Here is a 22,958-nt window from a genome sequence, read left to right as displayed (position 1 = left end):
TCTTATGGATATTGCATCCGTCATTGTGGATGTACCTGCTAAACAAACGGATCGAGAATTTGACTATCGCATACCTGAAAAGTGGAAACAAGTCATCAAACCCGGAATGCGGGTCATCGTGCCATTTGGTCCAAGAATGGTGCAGGGATTCGTCACCGGTTTAAAAGCTACAAGCGATTTTGCAAAATTGCGTTCTATAAAAGAACCGATGGATTTGGAACCCATCCTCAATGATGAATTGCTTCAGCTGGGTGACTGGTTGACCAAAGAGGCCATGTGTTTTAAAATATCAGCTCTACAAGCCATGCTTCCGGCAGCGATGAAAGCGAAGTATGAAAAAGTGATCAATGTCATTGAAGATAAAAGGAACGAGCTCCCGCCATTCATGCAAAGTCTTTTCGGAAAGAATGATTCACTATCCTGGAAGGAAGTTATTGAAGGTGAGAATGCCTCCCTTTTTCAAAAAGAAATACAAAATGGCAATCTAGAGCTAGTCTATAATGTGAAAAACCGTCTTAATAAGAAGACGGTACGGGTTATTAAATCTTTGCTTTCCACTTCGGAACTGAAAGAAATGGCGTCAGCACTTTCCGGTCATGCAAAAAAACAACAAGAACTACTTCAATATTTTATTGAACATCAAGAACCCGTTCCTTTAAAAGAATTACTTGAATCGACCAACACATCAAGCAGTACCGTCAAATCCTTAGTGTCAAAAGGGGCATTGGCGGAAATGGATCAGGAAATATACCGTGACCCTTATGAGAATCGTGTATTCGAAAAATCCAATCCCTTTACATTAACAGATGAGCAAGCAGCAGCCTTGAAACCAATCCAAGAGAAAATACATCATGATGAACATGATGTTTTCCTTTTATATGGTGTAACCGGGAGCGGGAAGACGGAAGTGTATTTGCAAGCCATTGCCTCTGTCATTGAAAAAGGGAAGGAAGCCATCATGCTGGTGCCTGAAATCTCCTTGACTCCACAAACGGTGAAGAGGTTCAAGGAACGCTTTGGTGAGCAGGTCGCAGTCATGCATAGTGGTTTGTCGGTAGGTGAAAAATATGATGAATGGCGGAAAATTCACCGAAAAGAGGTAAAAGTGGTGGTGGGCGCCCGTTCAGCCGTGTTTGCTCCTTTTGAAAACCTAGGACTGGTCATCATTGATGAAGAGCACGAATCCAGTTATAAGCAAGAAGAAACGCCTCGGTATCATGCCAGGGATGTTGCCATTGAAAGAGCAAAATCATATCAATGTCCGGTTATTCTTGGTAGCGCCACTCCTACACTAGAGTCCTTTGCACGAGCCAAGAAAAACGTCTATGAATTACTGACACTTAGTCAGAGGATGAATAAAAATGCATTGCCTGCTGTGGACATTGTAGATATGAGGGAAGAACTAAGAACGGGAAACCGTTCCATGTTTTCGGAGCTGCTCTTTACCAAACTGAAAGACCGGCTTGAAAAGGGTCAGCAAACTGTCCTGATGCTAAATAAACGGGGGCATTCATCCTTTGTAATGTGCCGAAGCTGCGGATTGGTCATCAACTGCCCTAATTGTGACATTTCACTCACCTATCATCGCTTTAATGATATAATGAAATGCCATTATTGTGGATTTGAAGAGGGGATGCCTTCCGTTTGCCCAGAATGTGAAAGTGAACATATACGGTTCTTTGGTACAGGCACTCAAAAGGTTGAGGAAGAGCTTGCGAAAATCCTCCCTGATGCACGAGTAATAAGGATGGATGTCGACACAACAAGTAAAAAGGGTTCGCATGAGCGGTTGCTGAATGCCTTTGGTGAAGGGAAGGCAGATATATTACTAGGCACCCAAATGATTGCAAAGGGCCTTGATTTTCCTAATATCACTCTTGTTGGAGTCCTTTCAGCTGATACGATGCTTCATTTACCTGATTTTCGTTCTTCGGAAAAGACCTTCCAGCTCCTGACACAGGTCAGCGGAAGGGCAGGACGCCATCAACTACCGGGAGAAGTAGTCATCCAGACCTATACACCTGAGCACTACAGCATCGAGCTTTCTGCCCTGCAGGATTATGATGCTTTCTATGAACGGGAGATGCATCTCCGCAGGCAAAGTCATTACCCACCCTATTATTATGTTGTCCTTATAACCGTTTCACATGAAGATTTAATGAAAACAGTGAGTGTTACTGAAAAAATTACCAATTATTTAGGTTCTCGATTGAATCGGGATTCTATCGTTCTCGGTCCGGTTGCTTCGCCCATTAGTCGAATCAACAATAGATATCGTTATCAATGTCTGATAAAATACAAACGAGAGCCGGAGCTTACTCAGCATTTACGGACACTTTTAGAGCATTATCAAAAAGAAACGGCTCAAAATCATCTGCAGATTTCTATAGATTTAAATCCACAGATCATGATGTAATTGTTTAAGAGTTGGATGATTGCCGCGAGCTTTTCTTAAGCTTGCGTTTTTATATAATGAAGTGTTGTTTTTCATATCTAGGAGGGTACCTTTAATTTTGGCTATTTTACCGATTGTCTTGTTTCCTGATAAAATTTTACAACAAAAATGCGATAAAATAACAAGTTTTGATAAAAAATTGGCAAAGCTGTTAAATAACATGTACGAAACGATGGTAGAAGCGGATGGTGTTGGTATTGCGGCACCTCAGGTTGGCGTGAAAAAGCAAGTTGCTGTCGTCGAAATAGAGGAAGGATCAGGTGCAATCGAACTGATTAATCCAGAAGTGCTGGAAATGAAGGGCGAACAGACTGGTGTTGAAGGCTGCTTGAGCTTCCCGAGTTTATACGGTGAGGTATCGCGCCCATACCGCGTCAAGGTTCGGGCACAAGACCGAAAAGGAACTTTTTTCGAGATAGAAGCGGAGGATTTCCTCGCAAAGGCCCTTCTGCACGAAATCGATCATTTGCAAGGTGTTTTATTCACTAGTAAGGTTTCCCGCTATATTTCGGAAGAAGAGTTAGAAAGGTTTGAAGAAGAATGACAAAAATTATATTTATGGGAACACCGGACTTTTCAGTTCCAGTGTTGAAAAGAATCATTGATGAAGGATATGACGTAATTGCTGTCGTCACACAGCCCGATCGTCCAGTTGGCCGAAAAAAGGTACTAACGCCGCCGCCAGTTAAGGTCGAAGCCGAGAAGCAGGGGATTCCCGTTTATCAGCCCGAAAAAATCCGTGAAAAAGAAGAACTTGAAAAGATCATTGCATTGAATCCTGACTTAGTGGTGACAGCAGCTTTCGGACAAATCCTTCCGAATGAATTGCTGGAAGCCCCTAAATACGGATGCATTAACGTACATGCTTCCCTGCTCCCTGAACTGCGTGGAGGGGCGCCCATCCATTATTCGATTTTACAGGGGAAAGAAAAGACAGGAATTACCATTATGTATATGGCGGAGAAATTGGATGCCGGGGATATATTGACTCAGGCGGAAGTTACCATAGAGGAAGAAGATAACGTCGGCACATTACATGATAAATTAAGCATGATAGGGTCGGATTTACTTGCTGTGACACTGCCGAAACTTTTAAAGGAAGAGTTACACGCGATTAAGCAAGATGAGAATAAAGCGACTTTCGCACCTAACATTAAACGGTCGGAGGAAAAAATCGACTGGTCGAAAACAGGGGAAAACATCTATAACCATGTACGTGGCTTGAATCCTTGGCCTGTTGCCTATACGACCTTAAATGGGGCCATTTTAAAAATTTGGCAGGCGAAAAGACTGGAACATGGCAATCAGGCAGTTCCGGGCACGATTATTGATGTACGAAATGATGGTTTCATTGTTTCGACTGGCAATGAGACGGCGATACTAGTTACTGAACTGCAGCCTTCAGGGAAGAAAAAAATGCCGGCGAAAGATTACTTGCGTGGAGCCGGATCGTTCATTAAAGCAGGCATGAAGTTAGGAGAACAAAATGAAGCAAACTAAAAAGGGAGTACGTGAAATCGCTCTCGATATTTTGGAATCTGTAGAGAAAAACCAATCCTACAGTAACCTACTATTAAACAACCTGATTAAAAAGCACCAGTTATCCGCTGTGGACAGTGGTTTGCTTACAGAAATAAGCTACGGGACCATACAGCGGAAGATGACTTTGGATTACTATTTGAATCCGTATATTAAACAACCCAAAAAAACGCAAAGCTGGGTCATCAATTTACTTAGGCTTTCCGTTTATCAAATGGTTTATTTAGATAAAGTTCCAGATCATGCGATTATTTTCGAGGCTGTCGAAATCTCTAAAAAGCGTGGGCATAAGGGTACATCATCAATGGTCAATGGCGTGCTCCGTAATATTCAAAGAAATGGTGTTCCTTCTCTTGATGATATCAAAGGCGATATTGAACGGCTATCCATCGAAGTAAGCCATCCAGCTTGGCTGGTCAACCGCTGGGTAGAGCAATTTGGGTTTGAAAAAACCAGGGAAATGTGTGAAATCAACCTTACTGCACCATTGCAGACGGGACGAGTGAATTTAAAGAAGATTTCACGCAGTGAATTGATCAGCATATTAACGGAAGAAGGATATGACGTTGAAGCGAGTGAAGTCGTTCCCGAAGCCATCGTCAGCTATAAAGGTAATCTAGCACATTCTGAAAGCTATAAATTGGGGTATTTATCAATTCAGGACGAAAGTTCAATGCTTGTTGCCCATGCGTTGGGTGCAAATGAAAATGATGCTGTACTCGATTGCTGTGCTGCACCTGGGGGGAAAACGACTCATATCGCAGAAGGCTTAACCACTGGACAGGTATATGCGCTTGACCTTCATGAGCATAAGGTAAAGCTCATCAAAGAGCAGGCAGAGCGTCTAAAACTGAGAAACAATATTAAGACAATGGCACTTGATAGCAGAAAAGTGCAGGAACATTTTAATAAAGAAGGGTTTGACCGGGTCTTGATCGATGCACCATGCTCAGGATTGGGAGTGATGCGCCGGAAGCCGGATGTAAAGTACACAAAAACAAAAGATGATATAATGAAACTCTCAAGTATACAAAAACAATTATTGGAAGCTGCTGCCCCACTTGTAAAGCAAGGCGGACGGTTAGTATATAGTACATGTACGGTGGATAGAGAAGAAAATGACAAAGTTGCTGCAGCATTTTTGGAAAACCATCCGGATTTTGAAAGCGATGCATCCTTGTCCTCAAGAATGCCAAAAAGCGTTCAGCCATTTATCGAGGGCCATACGTTGCAAGTTTTTCCGCAATATTTTAGCAGTGACGGATTCTTTATTGCGAGTTTCAGAAAGAAGGTGCTGTAATGGCAGAAATTACTAAATCATCCAGAGTAAGAAAAGACACAACACCAGAAAAACCATCGATTTATTCATTAGAGCTACATCAGATTAAGGAATGGCTCATTCAAAATGGCGAGAAGGCATTCAGGGCCGATCAAGTTTATGACTGGCTTTATAAAAAGCGTGTCTCTAGTTTTGAAGATATGTCCAACCTTTCGAAATCTTTACGTGATAAGCTGGAATCCCAATTCACATTCACAACATTGAAAACTTTGATTCAACAAACGTCCAATGACGGAACGATGAAGTTTTTATTTGAACTCCAAGATGGATATTCGATTGAAACGGTGTTGATGCGCCATGAATACGGAAACTCCATTTGTGTGACAACACAGGTTGGTTGTAGAATTGGCTGTACCTTCTGTGCATCTACACTTGGCGGTTTAAAGCGAAACCTAGAATCAGGGGAAATTGTTGCTCAGGTCGTTAAAGTACAGCAGGCACTTGACGAAGTGGAAGAACGTGTTAGCTCTGTGGTTATCATGGGTATCGGTGAACCATTCGATAACTATGATAATATGATGTCATTCTTGAAGAATATTAACCATGAAAAAGGCTTGAACATCGGAGCACGTCATATTACCGTTTCTACAAGTGGAATCATTCCTAAGATCTATAAATTTGCAGAAGAAAGCATGCAAATCAACTTTGCTGTTTCCCTGCATGCACCGAACACGGAATTGAGAAGTAAATTGATGCCGATCAACAAAGCCTACAAACTACCAGACTTGATTGAGGCTATCAAATACTATACAGAAAAAACAGGGCGCCGTGTAAGTTTTGAATATGGTCTATTCGGTGGCGAAAATGATACAGTGGAACACGCCGAAGAATTAGCTGATTTAATAAGCGGGATAAAATGTCATGTCAACTTAATTCCGGTTAACTATGTACCGGAGCGCAACTATGTTCGTACACCTCGGGACCAAATTTTTGAGTTTGAAAAAACATTGAAAAAGCGCGGCATTAATGTAACAATCCGAAGGGAACAAGGCAGTGATATTGACGCAGCCTGCGGCCAGCTTCGGGCCAAGGAGCGCAAAGAAGAGACGAGGTGACCCTATGAGGGCAATATTTAAAACAGACCGTGGAAAAGTCCGCCAGCATAATGAAGATAATGGCGGAATCTTTAAGAACTCGGAAGGCGTTCGCCTTGCCATCGTTGCAGATGGCATGGGCGGCCACCGTGCCGGGGATGTAGCAAGTGCAATGACGGTTGACCTTCTGAAAAAGGGCTGGGAGGTATCCAGTGGGATCGAAACGGCAAATGATGCCGAGGACTGGCTGAAACAGCAAATCTTCTTGGTCAATCAGTTGCTTTTTGAACATGCCGAAGCGAATACAGAATGTAAGGGCATGGGAACCACCATTGTTGCAGCCATCTGTACTGACAAGTTTGCGACGATTGCCAACATCGGGGATAGCCGTTGTTATTTGTATAATGAGAGTGGTTTTAAGCAGGTCACGGAAGATCATTCACTTGTTAACGAATTGGTTCGTTCTGGGCAGATAACGAAGGAAGATGCAGAAAATCATCCACGAAAAAATGTTTTATTACGAGCCTTGGGGACTGAAACGCAAGTGGAGATGGACATCACGACGGTCATCTTCGAAGAAAGTGATTTACTTTTGCTTTGTTCGGACGGTTTAACGAATAAAGTGAGTGAACAGGAACTTGAAGAAACCGTTACCAATGGACAGCCTCTTGAAGAAAAGGCGAATTCATTAATAGATAAGGCCAATCACTACGGTGGGGAAGATAATATCACCCTTGTGCTTGTTCAATTTACTGATGAAAGCGAAAGCAGGTGAATTGAATGTTGATTGGTAGAAGAATCAACGGCCGCTATAAACTGATCAAAATGGTCGGCGGCGGCGGTATGGCGAATGTTTACCTTGCAAGGGATATGATTTTAGATAGGGATGTTGCATTGAAAATCCTTCGCATGGATTTCAATAATGACGAAGAGTTCATCAAGCGCTTCAATCGGGAAGCGCAATCGGCAACCAGTTTGGCCCATCCCAATATCGTAAGTATTTATGATGTTGGTGAAGAAGATTCCATCTACTATATTGTAATGGAATACGTGGATGGTTTTACACTTAAGCAATACATACAAAAGTATTATCCCATACCAGTTGAAAAAGCGTTGGATATCATGAAGCAAATCACGGCAGCGATTTCGCATGCCCATCACAATGGGATTATACATCGTGATATCAAGCCACAGAACATTTTGATTGATAAAGAAGGAACCGTCAAGATTACGGACTTTGGAATTGCATTGGCCTTAAGTGCAACAAACATAACTCAGACGAATGCAGTCTTAGGCTCCGTTCATTACTTGTCTCCAGAACAGGCTAGGGGCGGGATGGCCAATAAGAAATCGGACATTTATTCACTTGGCATCGTCATGTTTGAATTACTGACGGGGAGATTGCCTTTTTCGGGTGAATCTGCCGTTTCGATAGCACTTAAACATTTACAATCGGAAACTCCATCACCAAAACGCTGGAACTCTGAAATACCTCAGAGCGTGGAAAATATTATCTTGAAAGCGACAGCCAAAGATTCATATTACCGCTATGAAAGCGTAGACTCAATGGAAGATGATATTCGTACGTCGCTGAATCCTGAGCGTTCAAACGAGCTGCCGTTTGCGATACCTGAAGATCATGATGCAACTAAAGCCATTCCGGTCATTACGGATGATCAGCTTTCAAGTGTTGATGAGACAATCATAAGAGGGCCGGAAAAAAACACTCTAGTCTATGCGGACGATGGCGAAAGTGAATCAGAAGAAGACATTAAAACGAACAAGAAACTGAAGAAACAAAAGAAACAGAAAAAACAAAAAACGAAGTCTAAACAAAAAGATAAAAAACGAAAGAAAATGCCAGCCATTTTGGTGACCATCTTTTTGGTTCTCGCGCTGCTTGCCGTTTTATCTGTCACTGTAGGACCTTCCCTATTCGGTTCGAAGGAAGTGACGATCCCTGACCTTAAAGGGAAAGAGTTGGAAGATGCCATTACTGAATTGCTTGAATTGGATTTGGTCATCGGAGATACGATCGAGATTGAAGATGAAGAGGTTGAATCGGGCCTGGTGATCAAAACCAACCCTAAGGAAGGAAGGACGGTCAAGGTAGGTGCAGAAATCCATATTTATCAAAGTATTGGTAAAGAAACGATATCATTATCCAGCTATGAAGGAAGACATTACTCTGATGTTAAATCCCTCCTTGATAAAATGGGCTTCAAAAATATTAGCGTGACCGAAAAATATGATGACAGTGCAGCCGGTACAATCATAAATCAAACGCCTTCGGGTGCCGCTGAAATCGTCCCATCCGAGACGGAGCTTGAGTTAACGGTGAGCAAAGGGGAAGATTTATTGAGTTTAAAGGACCTGACAGGGTTCAATGAAGCTGGGCTTAATGATTATTCCAACGAAAGTGGAATAAAGATCGATGTGGAAGAAGAAGTCTATGATGATTCCGTCGCTGAGGGGCTTGTCATCTCGCAGTCACCTGAACCTGCTACAAAGGTGGAAAGAGGCAGTACGGTGAAAGTCGTCCTTTCAAAAGGGAAAGAAGAGATCCCTCCTAAGAATGTAACGGAGGAAATCAAGATCGAGTATGATCCGATTGAGCAAGGCAAAGCGCAAAAAGTACAAATTTTCATAGAGGATATCAACAATAGCATGACCGAGCCTAAAGAATCATTCTTTATTGTGGAAGATGCCAAGCGAACGATTGAATTAACGGTTTCCCCAGATAAGAAAGCCGGATATAAAGTCATGCGGGACAATCAGGTCATCATTGATCAAGCCGTCTCTTATCCCGACTAAATTTAATAATTAGGAGTGTGGTTATGCCCGAAGGAAAAATTATCAAAGCATTAAGTGGATTTTATTATGTCCTTGATGGAGAAGAGGTCTTTCAATGCCGCGGACGGGGAGTATTCAGGAAAAACAAGATTACGCCACTTGTTGGTGATTATGTGGTTTTCCAAGCGGAAAATAAAACGGACGGGACCGTAACCGAAATAAAACCGCGAAAGAATGAATTGATTCGTCCGCAGATATCAAATGTAGACCAAGCCATCCTTGTCTTTTCAGCAGTTGAACCTGATTTCAGTACAGCATTGCTTGATCGATTTCTCGTGCTTATCGAAGATAACGAAATCGAACCCATTATTGTCGTGACGAAACTGGACTTGGTTACTTCTGAAAACCGAAAGAAATTGTCTCAGTATATCAAAGACTATCAGAAACTAGGATATACGGTACTGGAGACATCGTCCGTTACCGCTGGAGGGATTGAAGAACTAGTTCCGTTTTTAGAAGGAAAAACGAGTGTTTTTGCCGGTCAGTCCGGAGTTGGGAAATCATCTTTACTGAATGCGATCAATCCTGAATTGGCTTTAAAGACAGATGATATTTCATCACATCTAGGACGCGGAAAGCATACAACGCGTCACGTTGAATTGATTCACATTGGTTCTGGACTTGTCGCGGATACACCGGGATTCAGTTCACTTGAATTCATGGAAATGGAAGCTGAACGTTTATCCTATTGCTTCCCGGAAATGCATAAGCATGGGGAAGACTGTAAATTCCGGGCTTGCTTGCATGATAAAGAACCGAAGTGTGCCGTAAAGGATGCGGTTGATGCCGGTGAAATTCCGCGTTATCGATATGAGCATTATATGCAATTCCTAGAAGAAATTAGAGATAGAAAGCCGAGGTATTGAAATGGTTAAAATTGCGCCATCCATTTTATCAGCTAACTTTGCAAAATTGGGAGAAGAGATTCTGGATGTGGAAAGGGGCGGAGCGGATTTCATCCATGTAGATGTCATGGATGGTCATTTCGTGCCGAACATTACGATAGGCTCGCTCATTGTCGATGCTATCAGACCGGTGACAAAGCTTCCGCTTGATGTTCACTTAATGATTGAAAAACCGGATCTTTATATCGAGGCGTTTGCTAAAGCGGGAGCCGATTATATAACTGTACATGTAGAGGCATGCACTCATTTGCATCGGACGATACAATTAATTAAATCTTTTGGTGTAAAGGCAGGCGTTGTGCTTAACCCAGCCACTCCAGCTTCCTTGCTCCAACCTATAATCGAAGATATTGACATGGTGTTGTTGATGACAGTTAACCCAGGTTTTGGCGGGCAAAAGTTCATCAAATCCGTACTGCCAAAAATTGCTGAAGTGAAGGCGATGGCAGACATGTATAATCAGAATCTGGAAATAGAGATTGATGGTGGAGTAAATGAAGAAACGGCTAAACTTTGTATTGAACAAGGGGCAACAGTTCTAGTGGCCGGTTCAGCAATATATAATCAAGAAGATCGCCACGCAGCGATTCAAAAGATTCGGGGAAAGTGAGATAAAGTCGACATTATCATATTCATATGATAGTGATCGGCTTTTTTTAACAATGTTATAAAAGCAGCTCGGATATGAATATACGTAGAAAAGGAAGATGATCATGATTATTAGTATAATGGCTGGAGGTCCAGAATGTTTGTTGCCGGATTTGACGAGATATAAAGAGATGACTGATTTTTGGGTTGGGGTTGATAGGGGAGTATGGTCCTTGCTGGAAAAAGGTATCGAACCTAAGTGTGGGTTTGGGGATTTTGATTCAGTCTCGGAAGATGAATACAGGAAAATTGAACAAAGGCTCGAACACATCAATCTATATTCTTCCGAAAAGGATGAAACGGATTTAGAAATCGCATTTAAATGGGCAATAAATCAAAAACCAAGAGAAATTCATATTCTGGGCGCTACAGGGGGGAGAATGGATCATTTTCTCGGTAATATCCAGCTGCTCCAAAAAGAAAGTGTCCTCCCAAATCATGCCGATATTGATATATACATAGTCGATCAGCAAAATATATTCACAGTAAAGACAGCAGGCTCATATCAGGTCACTGCTTTGAAAGATAAGAAGTACTTGTCATTGCTCCCTGTTACGGCAAAAGTCACTGGTATTACACTATCGGGCTTCAAATACCCATTGAGTGATGCAAGCCTTGAAATAGGTTCGACACTCTGTATCAGCAATGAACTAATTTCCGAATCTGGGAATGTTTCATTTGAGGAAGGCATATTAATGGTGATAAGAAGCAGTGATTAAAATTCATGCTTAGAGCAGATTCGGATATAATTACGATCATCCTATATCCGCTTAAAAGCTTATGTTGTAATAGAAAAATTCCACTTCATCTTAATTTGTGGGATGCAAAGAGGAGGAGCATGATGAAATTTTATACGATTAAATTGCCAAAAGTTCTGGGCAGTTTGGTAAGGGCTATGCTCGGAGCGTTTAAAAAAGGCTGATACTTATCACCATGACACCTCTCAAATTCAGGGAGGTGTTATTTTTCGGGATTTCTGGGGGATAATGAAAGGGGTGGCCATCCATTAATGGGTGATGACTTCTTTTCTTGATGCAACTAGAGACCTGATCAATGAAATTATTAACCATCCCCATTAAAAATGCCAGCCATTTCAAGTAAAAAGGCATCCTTAGAGGATGCCGTAACATTATACGCGTTCTACTTTGCCCGATTTAAGAGCTCTTGCAGAAACGTATACACGTTTAGGTTTACCGTCAACTAAAATACGTACTTTTTGAAGGTTAGCGCCCCATGTACGCTTGCTAGCGTTCATTGCGTGAGAGCGGCTGTTACCAGAACGAGTTCTTCTTCCAGTGATTACACATTTACGTGCCATGTTAAATTCCCTCCTAACTACAACAAGCTTAAGTTTTCGCAGTCGTCTTAAGTCTTTGTAAAATACTTTAATAATTTATCATACCTACCGGGAGAATGCAATACTTCAGTTAATTACTTTCAAGAAAAAAACCTTGACATACATACTTTAAAATTGAATTATATTAAGTACCGTACGACATTTACTTTTAAAACCATAGACATTATAGTAAAATGTCTTTAGTTGATTGATTTTTTGGGAGGGAAAAGAAAATGTCTATCGAATTACAAACGAAATATGGACAAATTGATATATCTAATGATGTTATCGCTACTGTAGCAGGCGGCGCAGCTGTGGATTGCTACGGAATTATAGGAATGGCTTCCAAAAAACAATTTAAAGACGGCATAGCCGAAATTTTAAGAAAAGAAAACTTTACTAAGGGTGTAATAGTCCGTCAAGAAGAGGAAGAAGTTCATATCGATATGTATATTATCGTAAGTTATGGAACAAAAATCTCGGAAGTTGCACATAACGTGCAATCAAAGGTGAAATACACTCTGGACAAAACTGTAGGATTATCGGTTGAATCCGTTAACATTTTTGTGCAGGGAGTTCGTGTGACGAACCCTTAAGTATAGGAGGAAAGTTTTGTGTCAATTACAAGTTTAAACGGAAAGCGCTTTGCAGAAATGATCATTCAAGGTGCCAATCATTTAGCGGCTAATGCCCAAATGGTTGATGCATTGAATGTTTTCCCTGTTCCAGATGGAGATACTGGAACGAATATGAACTTATCGATGACTTCCGGAGCGAAGGAAGTGCAAAATAACGTCCAGGAACACATCGGAAAAGTGGGTACCTCCCTTTCTAGAGGACTGCTAATGGGCGCTCGCGGTAATTCGGGTGTAATCCTTTCACAACTTTTCCGCGGTTTTGCTAAAGCGATTGAACATAAATCGGAAATCAATAGTGAAGAATTCGCCGAAGCATTTGAAGCAGGAGTTCAGACAGCTTATAAAGCTGTAATGAAACCAGTTGAAGGAACGATTTTAACGGTTGCAAAAGATGCTGCCAAGCAAGCGGTTTCATCAGCGGCCAAGCACCAAGACCTCATTCAGGTAATGGAAGAAATCGTCACGGAGGCTAATGCTTCATTAAAACGCACACCGGATCTTCTTCCCGTTTTAAAAGAAGTAGGAGTAGTTGATAGCGGCGGACAAGGGTTGGTATTCGTATATGAAGGCTTCCTTGCTGAGCTGAAAGGTGAAGCCCTTCCAGTACGATCTGCGAATGGCCCAAGCATGGATGACTTGGTCAGTGCCGAGCATCACATGAATGTACAAGGACATATGAACACGGAAGATATCGTATTTGGCTACTGCACTGAATTCATGGTCCGATTGGAAAGTGAAAAACTTGCCAATAAACCGTTTGACGAAGAAAAATTCCGTAATGATTTAAGTGAATACGGAGATTCGTTGCTGGTCATCTCAGATGATGAAGTTGTCAAAGTACATATTCACTCAGAACAGCCTGGAACGTGTCTGAATTATGGACAGCAATACGGTAGCTTGATCAAACTCAAAATCGATAATATGCGCGAACAGCATACTGCGATTGTAGGTGAAACGAATACGCAGCTCCAAACGAAACCGGCAGCGAAAGATAAATTCGGTGTAGTGTCTGTAGCAATGGGTACAGGCATCAGTGAGCTATTCAAAAGCATCGGCGCTAAGTCTGTCATCGAAGGCGGACAAACGATGAACCCTAGCACCGAAGACATTGTAAAAGCAGTCGAAGAGGCATATGCAGAACATGTCATCATCTTGCCTAACAATAAAAATATCATTATGGCAGCCAATCAAGCTGCAGATGTCCTTGGTGATCACGTGATTGTCATTCCATCGAAAACAGTACCACAGGGGATGGCTGCATTATTGGCTTTCAACCCATCCCTGGATGCTGCCGAGAATAAAAAAGTGATGATTGAAGCCCTTTCACATGTGAAAACGGGCCAGATTACTTATGCTGTCCGGGATACCAACATTGACGGCCTTTCAATTGAGACCGGAGATTTCATGGGAATTGCTGAAGGAACCATCAAAGTGAAGGATAAAGACATGACGCAGGCGGCAAAAAATCTTCTTTCTGAGATGATTGACGAAGATTCCGAAATCCTGACCATCTTATATGGAGAAGATGCACCTACAGAAGAAGTCGAAGGTCTAGTTGCGTTTTGTAATGAGAATTTCGAAGATGTTGAAGTGGAAGTCCATAATGGAAAACAACCATTATATTCTTACATTTTTTCAATTGAATAAGAGAAGCATCATGAAGATAAGGGAGACTGATCCGTCTCTTTGATTTGAAGGATTCTGAAAAAATAAAAGGCAATAAACTGCATATGTCATTAGGCTATGCAGTTTTATTTTTTTTGAAATAAAAGATTAAAAACAGCATGATTGGAATTACGTTATATTTGGCGTTATTATTAAACCATCTCCCAGTGTTTCCCTTGGGTTCAGTTCTAAAGAAGGAGGAGCAACTCATGAAATTTAGAAGTGTATTCGATATAATTGGCCCTGTTATGATCGGCCCCTCTAGTTCCCATACTGCAGGAGCTGCAAGAATAGGGAGGGTTGCCAGGAATTTATTCAACCGGGAACCCAAATGGGCCCACATTTCCTTTTACGGTTCGTTTGCCAAAACCTATAAAGGCCATGGAACGGATGTGGCCATTGTCGGAGGTTTGCTTGATTTTGATACATTTGACGAGAGAATTAAAGAATCACTGGAAATAGCCCGCAAAAAGAAAATCAAAATTACATTCCGGGAAGAGGAAGCTGTCCCGGAACATCCCAATACAGCAAAAATAACGGTGGGTGATGATGATGGTGAACTTGAACTTGTCGGAATTTCGATTGGCGGGGGAAAGATTGAAATTGTCGAACTGAATGGGTTTAAATTGAGGCTGTCCGGCCACAACCCAGCCATACTCGTCGTTCATGATGACCGATTTGGTGCCATTGCCAATGTTTCTAACATTTTAGCCAAGCATCAAATCAATATTGGCCAGATGGAAGTTTCCCGTAAAGAGAAAGGGAAGATGGCCTTGATGACCATTGAAGTGGATCAAAACTTGGAGGATCAAGTCATTGATGAAATTACAGCTCTCCCTAACATTACTCAAGTAGCGAGGATTGTTGATTGATAAGGGCAATCGTTTCCACTTAGGAAGGAGAAGATATCATGTTTCGTAATGTAGCGGAATTAGTAGAGTTAGCTGACTCAAAGCAGAAAAAAATATCAGCACTGATGATAGAACAGGAAATGGAAGTTACCGGAAAAAGTCGCGAACAAATCATTTACCAGATGGGAGTCAACCTGGATGTGATGGAGCAGGCTGTTGAAAAGGGACTTCAAGGTGTAAGGTCCGTTTCCGGCCTGACGGGCGGGGACGCAGTCCTTCTTCAGAATTATATAAAATCCGGAAATTCCTTATCCGGTGAAATGCTGTTGGATGCGGTCAGCAAAGCCGTGGCAACAAACGAAGTGAACGCAGCGATGGGAACCATTTGTGCGACACCCACTGCCGGATCAGCGGGTGTGGTGCCTGGAACCCTTTTTGCATTGCAAAATAAATTAAAACCGAGCCGGGAAGAGAAGATTGAGTTCCTCTTTACAGCAGGAGCATTTGGTTTTGTCGTAGCGAATAATGCCTCGATCTCAGGTGCTGCGGGAGGCTGTCAGGCGGAAGTTGGTTCGGCTTCAGGCATGGCAGCGGCAGCCATCGTGGAAATGGCAGGAGGAACACCTGCGCAAAGTGCAGAAGCTATGGCAATCACTTTAAAGAACATGCTTGGTCTTGTATGTGACCCTGTTGCTGGGCTTGTGGAAGTCCCTTGTGTGAAGCGGAATGCCATGGGGGCAGCCAATGCTATGGTTGCCGCTGATATGGCGTTAGCGGGGATCACAAGCCGTATACCATGTGATGAAGTGATTGATGCGATGTACAAAATCGGACAAACGATGCCATCTGCTCTTAGGGAAACTGCACAAGGAGGATTAGCGGCTACACCAACTGGACGGGAGTTGGAAGCGAAAATCTTTGGCATACCGCTGAATAAAAAGTGAAATCCAGTCTACATGACCCCATAACAACAGTAAAAGGCATTGGGGATGAAACGGCTTCAGCTTTGAAGGAAATGGAGATCCATACCGTCAAGGATCTCCTGGAACACCTTCCTTATCGCTATGAAGATTACAGATTGAGAGATTTAGAAACGGTCGAGCATGAAGAGAGGGTTACCGTAGAAGGAAAGATTCATACGGTGCCCACGTTAGGGTACTTTGGGAAGAAAAAATCCAGGCTTACGATTAAATTATTGACTGGGAGATATTTAATAAATGTCATTTTTTTTAACCAGCCATATCTAAAGTCCAAGCTTGCGATAGGCGAAAACGTAACAGTAACTGGAAAATGGGATCGTCATCGTCAAACCATCACAGGCTCGGAGTGCCACGTTGGGAATCATAGCCGGGAGAAAGAGTTCGAACCTGTGTATTCAGTGAAGGGCAGCATTACGGTTAAAGGGCTGCGCCGCTTTATCTCCAATGCTTTTTCTCAGTATGGGACCATGATAGAAGAAAATATGCCCCCGCAGTTATTGGCGACATACAAACTGATGCCACGTAATGATGCTCTTCGTACCATGCATTTCCCTCTATCGGCTAATGATATTAAGAAGGCTCGACGCCGTTTTGTGTATGAAGAATTTTTATTGTTTCAACTCAAAATGCAGGCGCTTCGTAAAGTACAGCGAGAGCAGTCAAAAGGAATAGGTCAAAAATTTGATGAGGGGCTTGTGGAAGCATTCGTTGAAACTCTACCTTTCCCTTTGACGAACGCTCAAAATAGGGTCGTCGAGGAAATATTGACTGATATGAAATCTCCTTACCGGATGAATCGACTCCTTCAAGGGGATGTTGGATCAGGAAAAACGGTTGTTGCCGCCATATGCCTGAAAGCGGCGATTACAGCTGGTTTTCAAGGCGCACTTATGGTGCCAACGGAAATCTTGGCCGAGCAGCATACGCAATCATTGAAGGGCATGTTGGAACCGATTGGAGTAAAGGTCGCCTTGTTGACCAGTTCGGTAAAAGGCAAAAAGCGCAAGGAACTGTTGCAAATGCTTGAATCCGGGGAGCTCGACCTTTTGATAGGAACGCATGCATTGATACAGGAAGAAGTGAATTTTCGGAACCTCGGTCTTGTCATAACGGATGAACAACATCGTTTTGGAGTGGAGCAGCGTCGGATCCTTCGTGAAAAAGGTGCAAATCCGGATGTTTTATTCATGACGGCCACACCGATTCCGCGCACGCTCGCAATAACGGTATTTGGTGAAATGGACGTCTCCACGATAGACGAAATGCCTGCCGGGCGTAAAGCGATAGAAACCTATTGGGCGAAACACCAAATGCTTGACAGGATATTAACTTTTGTCGAAAAGGAATTAAAAAAAGGGAGACAGGCCTACGTCATCTGTCCCCTGATTGAGGAGTCCGAGAAACTGGATTCTTTACAAAATGTTCTAGATGTACATGCTATGCTTACGCAGTACTTTGCGAACAGGTACAAAGTGGGGCTCATGCATGGGCGCCTGCCAGCGGATGAAAAAGACGAAGTCATGCAGCAGTTTAGTGCCAATGAAGCGCAAATCCTTGTCTCTACTACGGTTGTGGAAGTTGGAGTGAATGTTCCTAATGCAACGGTAATGGTCATCTATGATGCGGAGCGATTTGGACTTTCCCAGTTGCATCAGTTACGGGGAAGAGTTGGACGGGGAAGTGACCAGTCATTTTGCATTCTCTTGGCAGATCCAAAAACGGAAGTCGGCAAGGAACGGATGAAAATCATGACTGAGACGAATGATGGCTTTGCCCTTTCGGAGAAAGATCTGGAACTCCGAGGCCCTGGTGACTTCTTCGGCAAAAAACAAAGCGGCCTTCCTGAGTTTAAAGTAGCCGACATGGTCCATGATTACAGGACGTTGGAGGTGGCAAGGATGGATGCTTCAAAATTGATTGCTTCACAAAGCTTTTGGCATTCCCCGGAGTATTCACCGTTACGGAGCTATTTAGAGGAAACGGGCGTATTTACGGGAGAAAAGCTGGACTGAACCAAAAAATCTATTAGCAGATTGCGAGAAATTGCACAATATCTTGCAATCTGTTTTTAAAATATATATACTACTATTAGTACCTAGTCATAATACTACGGATGGTGACCTTCAAATGCGAATAAATAAGAAGGAACGCCAGCAATTATTAATCGAAACGATTAAACAGAATCCTTTTGTAACGGATGAGGAGCTGGCTGAAAAATATTCGGTGAGCGTCCAGACGATTAGGCTCGACCGTCTTGAATTATCGATACCGGAGCTGCGTGAGCGTATTAAAAACGTGGCCGAAAAAAAATTCAGTGACGAAATCAGGGCTTTGCCTTTGGATGAAATCATCGGGGAAGTAATTGACCTTAATTTAGATGATAATGCAATTTCGATTTTGGATATAAAAAAAGAGCATGTCTTTAAGCGGAATGGAATTGCAAGGGGACATCATCTTTTTGCCCAAGCAAATTCATTGGCTGTAGCGGTCATGAATGATGAACTGGCATTAACTGCAAAAGCGTCCATTTTATTTACTCGTTCTGTGAAGGAAAATGAAAGAGTGGTAGCTAAAGCGAAAGTTAAAAGCGTGGACCACACCAACGATCGTTCCGTGGTGGAAGTCAGAAGCTACGTGGGCAATGAACTGGTTTTTAAAGGCGAGTTCGATATGTATCGCTCTTAACTTTCTAGTAAAGGATGAAAGAACATGAAGATAACAATAGATGCAATGGGTGGCGACAATGCTCCCAAGGCACAGGTTTTAGGAGCGATGAAAGCTGTCGAGACTTTTTCCGATGTGGTAATCACCTTGGTAGGCAATGAAAACGAGATTAACCAATACTTAACAAAACATGACCGAATAAAGGTTGTACATACAGATGAAAAAATATTAAGTACCGATGAGCCTGTTCGTGCGGTTCGCCGCAAGAAAAGTGCCTCAATGGTATTGGCTGCACAACAAGTGGCTGACGGGGAAGCAGATGCATGCATTTCTTCCGGCAATACGGGTGCGTTAATGGCTGCTGGCTTGTTCGTAGTTGGAAGGATAGACGGCATTGAACGTCCGGCATTGGCACCAACCCTTCCGACAATCGATGGCAAAGGTTTTGTCCTACTTGATGTAGGTGCGAACTCCGATGCGAAACCGGAGCATCTGCTTCAATTCGCCATAATGGGTTCTGTTTATGCCCAAAAAGTGCGTGGGATTGAAAAGCCCCGTGTAGGACTTCTGAATATCGGTACAGAAGAGAAAAAAGGTAATGAACTGACGAAGCATACTTTTACATTGCTGCAGCAATCATCGGAGATATCCTTTATAGGTAACGTAGAGGCCAGGGACCTCCTAAATGGGCCGGCAGACGTTGTCGTTACGGATGGTTTCACGGGAAATATGGTGTTGAAGACACTTGAAGGTACAGCGATGGGTGTTTTTAAAATGGTGAAAACGGCCTTGATGAGCAACTTGAAGAGTAAGTTGGCGGCAGCAATGGTGAAACCGGAATTAATGGGCCTTAAAAATCGCATGGATTATTCGGAGTATGGTGGTGCAGGCCTATTCGGTTTGAAAGCTCCTGTCATTAAGGCGCATGGTTCTTCAGATGATAACGCAATCTATAATGCAATACGCCAGACTCGCGATATGGTGGGCCATGATGTCATACCGGTGATTGCAAAGACGATAGAAAACAATAATAAATCATAGAGGCAGGGGAGTAACAAATGGGTAAAATTGCTTTTGTCTTTCCAGGACAAGGATCACAGTCAATAGGAATGGGCCATAGCTTGTTTCAGCAAAGCGAGCGTGCTCAGCAAATTTTTCGCACTGCGGATGAAAAACTTGATTTTCCACTTTCCGAACTTATCTTTAATGGCACACAACAAGAATTAACGGTAACCTATAATGCACAACCAGCGTTATTGACAACCAGTTATGCATTGGTCAGAGCTTTGGAAGAAGCCGGAATCAAACCCGATTATACTGCAGGGCATAGTTTAGGTGAATATACGGCTTTAGTGGCATCTGGTGCAATTTCTTTTGAAGATGCCGTGTATACTGTGCGCAAGCGTGGTGAGTTCATGGAAGCTGCCGTGCCGAATGGTCAAGGCTCAATGGCAGCGATACTAGGAATGGATCGTGACGCTCTTTCTGAAGTGACAGCTGAGGTAACGGCAACAGGTGAATCCGTTCAACTAGCCAATATAAATTGTCCAGGACAAATCGTCATTTCAGGCACATCAGAAGGGGTTAAACTTGCAAGTGAAAAAGCCAAGGAGAATGGGGCAAAACGAGCACTTCCTCTTGAAGTGAGTGGACCGTTCCATTCGGAATTGATGAAGCCAGCTGCAGAAAAGTTACAGGGTATCCTTGATGAAGTGAGCTTCAAACAGGCAGAAATTCCTGTCATATCAAATGTAACGGCCAAGCCGATAACTGCTCCAGCTGAAATTAAAGAAAAATTAATCGAACAGTTGTATTCCCCAGTACTTTGGGAGGATAGTGTGAAAAATCTGCTCGAATTGGGCGTGGATACGTTCATCGAGGTAGGTCCCGGGAAAGTATTGGGTGGGCTGATCAAGAAAATTGATCGTTCCGTTCAAATTCACTCGGTATCGGATATAGATACTCTAACTAAAACAATTGAAACATTGAAGGGGGAACAAGCATGATCCTCGAAGGCAAAAAAGCACTTGTAACGGGAGCGTCACGAGGTATTGGCAGGGAAGTTGCTCTAGAATTTGCCCGTCAGGGAGCAGACGTTGCCATCAACTATTCCGGCAGTGAGGCGAAAGCAAATGAAGTGGTGGATGAAATCAGGGCTTTGGGCCGTAAAGCATTTGCCGTCCAATGCGATGTTGCAAATAGTGAATCGGTGACAAGCATGATCAAAGAGGTCGTCGAACAGTTTGGCAGAGTGGATATCCTGGTTAATAATGCTGGTATCACACGTGATAACCTATTGATGCGGATGAAAGAAGACGAATGGGATTCGGTGATCAATACGAATCTTAAAGGCGTGTTCCTTTGCACAAAAGCGGTCACAAGACAAATGATGAAGCAACGCAGCGGCAGGATCATCAATATGGCATCGATTGTCGGCGTCAGCGGAAATGCAGGGCAGGCTAATTATGTAGCTGCCAAAGCTGGTGTGATCGGCCTGACTAAAACCACCGCTAAGGAACTTGCTTCAAGAGGGATAACAGTCAATGCGATTGCTCCTGGGTTTATCTCGACAGATATGACTGGAGAATTACCTGAAGATGTCCAAAAAGCGATGCTGGACCAAATTCCACTGGCACGATTCGGAGACCCAGAGGATATCGCTGCAGTGGCTTCTTTCCTAGCTTCAGAGGCTAGCAAATATATGACTGGACAAACTCTTCATGTAGATGGCGGCATGGTTATGTAAGTTTTCTTTGATTTTTTTCAAAATTAATTTATAATGTTTTGAGGGGAGGTGAACAAATTGGCAGATGTATTAGAAAGAGTTACAAAAATCGTTGTAGATCGTTTGAATGTAGAAGAGTCAGAAGTGAAACTTGAAGCTTCTTTCAAAGAAGATCTTGGTGCCGATTCCCTAGATGTAGTCGAACTAGTCATGGAATTCGAAGACGAGTTTGATATGGAAATTTCGGACGATGACGCTGAAAAAATCGCCACAGTAGGTGATGCTGTGAATTACATACAAAGCACTATGTAATGAATTTGTCATTTGACTAAAAGCTCCGTTTTTAAAACGGGGCTTTCTCTTATACTTGAAGAAGTTTGAAGCAGCGGCAGAAATAAGGGTATGAGTATGCGCCCTGGTAAGCTCCGTTGGCTGTCAGTCTTTTGCCGGTTAGTTTTCTTTAAACGGATAATAATGTATGATGGTACATAGGAAAGCTTGACAGGAATTCCTGCCAGGTTTCTTTTTATATTTTGGAAAAATATGCTTTTTGAACCGTTGTGGAGGGTTTTTTGTGATGCGTAGGAACGGAAATAATCGTAAACCATCAATCAAGGAAAATAAATTTAAACAATTGCAAGAAAGTCTGGGTTTTCATTTTCAGGATGAAAATTTATTGAAACAAGCTTTTACACATTCATCTTATGTGAATGAGCATCGCCGTAAGCCTTATGAAGATAACGAAAGGCTTGAATTCTTGGGAGACGCTGTACTTGAACTGACCATCTCTAAATACTTGTATCAAAAATATCCGATGATGAGCGAAGGTGAACTTACTAAACTAAGGGCCGCCATTGTGTGCGAGCCTTCACTAGTTGCTTTTGCCAATAGCCTTTCTTACGGAGAATACGTATTACTTGGAAAAGGGGAAGAAATGACAGGCGGAAGAGAACGGCCTGCCATGCTTGCCGATGTATTTGAAGCCTATATTGGGGCTTTGTACCTTGACCAAGGATTAGAGCCAGTTGTGCAGTTTTTGAAGAATATTGTATTTCCTAAGATAGACGAGGGTGCTTTTTCTCATGTGATGGATTATAAGAGCCAGCTTCAAGAGCTGATTCAGCGTGATGCTATCGGTGTTCTCCAATATAAAATCTTGCAGGAAAAAGGGCCAGCCCATAATCGAGAGTTTGTTTCGACTGTCTCATTGAATGGGGAAGAACTGGGCTCTGGTATAGGAAAATCGAAAAAAGAAGCGGAGCAGCATGCTGCCGAGCATGCATTAATCGTTTTAAAAGAAAAAAATCAACAAGATAGTTGAACAGT

23 protein-coding genes are annotated in these 22,958 nt (G+C 42.6%); 22 read left to right on the top strand and 1 reads right to left on the bottom strand.

Annotation, left to right across the window (positions count from 1 at the left end; translation table 11 throughout):
* The first annotated feature begins 4 nt into the window (after positions 1–4).
* From priA to spoVM, 11 genes are all read left to right on the top strand, one after another.
* Entirely contained in the window at positions 5–2,416 is a 2,412-nt protein-coding gene (priA, locus tag LQ203_RS11500; protein ID WP_230158171.1) for a primosomal protein N', read from the top strand.
* Positions 2,417–2,513: 97 nt separating this feature from the next.
* Complete coding sequence (def, locus tag LQ203_RS11495) at positions 2,514–2,999, top strand: peptide deformylase (protein ID WP_230158169.1); 486 nt, start codon at positions 2,514–2,516, stop codon at positions 2,997–2,999.
* Positions 2,996–3,955, top strand: a complete 960-nt coding sequence (gene fmt, locus LQ203_RS11490) for a methionyl-tRNA formyltransferase (protein ID WP_230158168.1) — start codon at positions 2,996–2,998, stop codon at positions 3,953–3,955. Before def ends, fmt begins: the two co-directional genes overlap by 4 nt.
* Positions 3,942–5,294: a 16S rRNA (cytosine(967)-C(5))-methyltransferase RsmB gene (gene rsmB / locus LQ203_RS11485; protein ID WP_230158166.1), complete on the top strand. Its 1,353-nt coding sequence runs from the start codon at positions 3,942–3,944 to the stop codon at positions 5,292–5,294. The genes fmt and rsmB overlap by 14 nt, the downstream gene beginning before the upstream one ends.
* Positions 5,294–6,388 (top strand): 23S rRNA (adenine(2503)-C(2))-methyltransferase RlmN, encoded by a 1,095-nt coding sequence (gene rlmN / locus LQ203_RS11480; RefSeq protein WP_230158163.1) that lies wholly within the window; start codon positions 5,294–5,296, stop codon positions 6,386–6,388. Before rsmB ends, rlmN begins: the two co-directional genes overlap by 1 nt.
* A 4-nt stretch (positions 6,389–6,392) precedes the next feature.
* Positions 6,393–7,142 (top strand): Stp1/IreP family PP2C-type Ser/Thr phosphatase, encoded by a 750-nt coding sequence (locus LQ203_RS11475; RefSeq protein ID WP_230158161.1) that lies wholly within the window; start codon positions 6,393–6,395, stop codon positions 7,140–7,142.
* A gap of 5 nt (positions 7,143–7,147) precedes the next feature.
* Positions 7,148–9,181: a Stk1 family PASTA domain-containing Ser/Thr kinase gene (gene pknB, locus LQ203_RS11470; RefSeq protein WP_230158159.1), complete on the top strand. Its 2,034-nt coding sequence runs from the start codon at positions 7,148–7,150 to the stop codon at positions 9,179–9,181.
* A 23-nt stretch (positions 9,182–9,204) separates the two neighbouring features.
* Positions 9,205–10,086: a ribosome small subunit-dependent GTPase A gene (gene rsgA / locus LQ203_RS11465; RefSeq protein WP_230158157.1), complete on the top strand. Its 882-nt coding sequence runs from the start codon at positions 9,205–9,207 to the stop codon at positions 10,084–10,086.
* A gap of 1 nt (position 10,087) precedes the next feature.
* The gene (gene rpe, locus LQ203_RS11460) at positions 10,088–10,735 is read left to right on the top strand and encodes a ribulose-phosphate 3-epimerase (protein ID WP_230158155.1); all 648 of its coding nucleotides are present in this window, start codon (positions 10,088–10,090) and stop codon (positions 10,733–10,735) included.
* Between the two features lie 103 nt (positions 10,736–10,838).
* Positions 10,839–11,492: a thiamine diphosphokinase gene (locus tag LQ203_RS11455; RefSeq protein WP_230158153.1), complete on the top strand. Its 654-nt coding sequence runs from the start codon at positions 10,839–10,841 to the stop codon at positions 11,490–11,492.
* 122 nt (positions 11,493–11,614) lie between these two features.
* Positions 11,615–11,695 (top strand): stage V sporulation protein SpoVM, encoded by an 81-nt coding sequence (gene spoVM, locus LQ203_RS11450; protein WP_034313769.1) that lies wholly within the window; start codon positions 11,615–11,617, stop codon positions 11,693–11,695.
* 207 nt (positions 11,696–11,902) lie between these two features.
* Here spoVM and rpmB read toward each other — a convergent pair whose 3' ends face one another.
* Positions 11,903–12,091 (bottom strand): 50S ribosomal protein L28, encoded by a 189-nt coding sequence (rpmB, locus tag LQ203_RS11445; RefSeq protein WP_034313767.1) that lies wholly within the window; start codon positions 12,089–12,091, stop codon positions 11,903–11,905.
* A gap of 251 nt (positions 12,092–12,342) precedes the next feature.
* Here rpmB and LQ203_RS11440 point away from each other — a divergent pair, with 251 nt between their 5' ends.
* The 11 genes from LQ203_RS11440 (at position 12,343) to rnc (ending at position 22,953) form a co-directional block, all read left to right on the top strand.
* Positions 12,343–12,705 (top strand): Asp23/Gls24 family envelope stress response protein, encoded by a 363-nt coding sequence (locus tag LQ203_RS11440; RefSeq protein ID WP_230158151.1) that lies wholly within the window; start codon positions 12,343–12,345, stop codon positions 12,703–12,705.
* Positions 12,706–12,723: 18 nt separating this feature from the next.
* Positions 12,724–14,394: a DAK2 domain-containing protein gene (locus LQ203_RS11435; RefSeq protein WP_230158149.1), complete on the top strand. Its 1,671-nt coding sequence runs from the start codon at positions 12,724–12,726 to the stop codon at positions 14,392–14,394.
* Positions 14,395–14,621: 227 nt separating this feature from the next.
* On the top strand, positions 14,622–15,284 hold the full coding sequence (gene sdaAB, locus LQ203_RS11430; RefSeq protein WP_230158148.1) for an L-serine ammonia-lyase, iron-sulfur-dependent subunit beta: 663 nt from the start codon (positions 14,622–14,624) through the stop codon (positions 15,282–15,284).
* Positions 15,285–15,322: 38 nt separating this feature from the next.
* Positions 15,323–16,207 (top strand): L-serine ammonia-lyase, iron-sulfur-dependent, subunit alpha, encoded by an 885-nt coding sequence (gene sdaAA, locus LQ203_RS11425; RefSeq protein WP_230158147.1) that lies wholly within the window; start codon positions 15,323–15,325, stop codon positions 16,205–16,207.
* A complete protein-coding gene (gene recG / locus LQ203_RS11420; RefSeq protein WP_230158146.1) occupies positions 16,204–18,255 on the top strand; it encodes an ATP-dependent DNA helicase RecG in 2,052 nt (683 codons plus the stop codon). Before sdaAA ends, recG begins: the two co-directional genes overlap by 4 nt.
* Before the next feature lie 115 nt (positions 18,256–18,370).
* Positions 18,371–18,928, top strand: a complete 558-nt coding sequence (gene fapR, locus LQ203_RS11415; RefSeq protein WP_230158145.1) for a transcription factor FapR — start codon at positions 18,371–18,373, stop codon at positions 18,926–18,928.
* Positions 18,929–18,952: 24 nt separating this feature from the next.
* Positions 18,953–19,948, top strand: coding sequence for a phosphate acyltransferase PlsX (gene plsX, locus LQ203_RS11410; RefSeq protein ID WP_230158144.1), 996 nt, complete (start codon positions 18,953–18,955; stop codon positions 19,946–19,948).
* A 17-nt stretch (positions 19,949–19,965) separates the two neighbouring features.
* On the top strand, positions 19,966–20,913 hold the full coding sequence (gene fabD / locus LQ203_RS11405; protein WP_230158143.1) for an ACP S-malonyltransferase: 948 nt from the start codon (positions 19,966–19,968) through the stop codon (positions 20,911–20,913).
* The gene (gene fabG, locus LQ203_RS11400) at positions 20,910–21,653 is read left to right on the top strand and encodes a 3-oxoacyl-[acyl-carrier-protein] reductase (protein ID WP_230158141.1); all 744 of its coding nucleotides are present in this window, start codon (positions 20,910–20,912) and stop codon (positions 21,651–21,653) included. The genes fabD and fabG overlap by 4 nt, the downstream gene beginning before the upstream one ends.
* A gap of 57 nt (positions 21,654–21,710) precedes the next feature.
* A complete protein-coding gene (locus LQ203_RS11395; protein WP_034313729.1) occupies positions 21,711–21,944 on the top strand; it encodes an acyl carrier protein in 234 nt (77 codons plus the stop codon).
* A gap of 265 nt (positions 21,945–22,209) precedes the next feature.
* Positions 22,210–22,953 (top strand): ribonuclease III, encoded by a 744-nt coding sequence (gene rnc, locus LQ203_RS11390; protein WP_230158284.1) that lies wholly within the window; start codon positions 22,210–22,212, stop codon positions 22,951–22,953.
* The last annotated feature ends 5 nt before the right edge of the window (positions 22,954–22,958 follow it).

The organism is Peribacillus sp. Bi96 (genome assembly GCF_918698115.1).
Taxonomy (GTDB): domain Bacteria; phylum Bacillota; class Bacilli; order Bacillales; family DSM-1321; genus Peribacillus.
Note: the sequence above shows the minus strand (reverse complement) of the source record. Positions and strands in the feature narration are given on the sequence as shown.

Excerpts from the sequence above, each read along its gene's own strand:
- fabG (WP_230158141.1), top strand. The coding sequence starts at position 20,910 with ATGATCCTCGAAGGCAAAAAAGCACTTGTAACGGGAGCGTCACGAGGT.
- rsgA (WP_230158157.1), top strand. The coding sequence starts at position 9,205 with ATGCCCGAAGGAAAAATTATCAAAGCATTAAGTGGATTTTATTATGTC.
- sdaAB (WP_230158148.1), top strand. The coding sequence starts at position 14,622 with ATGAAATTTAGAAGTGTATTCGATATAATTGGCCCTGTTATGATCGGC.
- LQ203_RS11455 (WP_230158153.1), top strand. The coding sequence starts at position 10,839 with ATGATTATTAGTATAATGGCTGGAGGTCCAGAATGTTTGTTGCCGGAT.
- fabD (WP_230158143.1), top strand. The coding sequence starts at position 19,966 with ATGGGTAAAATTGCTTTTGTCTTTCCAGGACAAGGATCACAGTCAATA.
- fapR (WP_230158145.1), top strand. The coding sequence starts at position 18,371 with ATGCGAATAAATAAGAAGGAACGCCAGCAATTATTAATCGAAACGATT.
- priA (WP_230158171.1), top strand. The coding sequence starts at position 5 with ATGGATATTGCATCCGTCATTGTGGATGTACCTGCTAAACAAACGGAT.
- pknB (WP_230158159.1), top strand. The coding sequence starts at position 7,148 with ATGTTGATTGGTAGAAGAATCAACGGCCGCTATAAACTGATCAAAATG.
- LQ203_RS11440 (WP_230158151.1), top strand. The coding sequence starts at position 12,343 with ATGTCTATCGAATTACAAACGAAATATGGACAAATTGATATATCTAAT.
- rpe (WP_230158155.1), top strand. The coding sequence starts at position 10,088 with ATGGTTAAAATTGCGCCATCCATTTTATCAGCTAACTTTGCAAAATTG.
- spoVM (WP_034313769.1), top strand. The coding sequence starts at position 11,615 with ATGAAATTTTATACGATTAAATTGCCAAAAGTTCTGGGCAGTTTGGTA.
- rlmN (WP_230158163.1), top strand. The coding sequence starts at position 5,294 with ATGGCAGAAATTACTAAATCATCCAGAGTAAGAAAAGACACAACACCA.
- plsX (WP_230158144.1), top strand. The coding sequence starts at position 18,953 with ATGAAGATAACAATAGATGCAATGGGTGGCGACAATGCTCCCAAGGCA.
- LQ203_RS11475 (WP_230158161.1), top strand. The coding sequence starts at position 6,393 with ATGAGGGCAATATTTAAAACAGACCGTGGAAAAGTCCGCCAGCATAAT.
- sdaAA (WP_230158147.1), top strand. The coding sequence starts at position 15,323 with ATGTTTCGTAATGTAGCGGAATTAGTAGAGTTAGCTGACTCAAAGCAG.
- rsmB (WP_230158166.1), top strand. The coding sequence starts at position 3,942 with ATGAAGCAAACTAAAAAGGGAGTACGTGAAATCGCTCTCGATATTTTG.
- fmt (WP_230158168.1), top strand. The coding sequence starts at position 2,996 with ATGACAAAAATTATATTTATGGGAACACCGGACTTTTCAGTTCCAGTG.
- rpmB (WP_034313767.1), bottom strand. The coding sequence starts at position 12,091 with ATGGCACGTAAATGTGTAATCACTGGAAGAAGAACTCGTTCTGGTAAC.
- rnc (WP_230158284.1), top strand. The coding sequence starts at position 22,210 with ATGCGTAGGAACGGAAATAATCGTAAACCATCAATCAAGGAAAATAAA.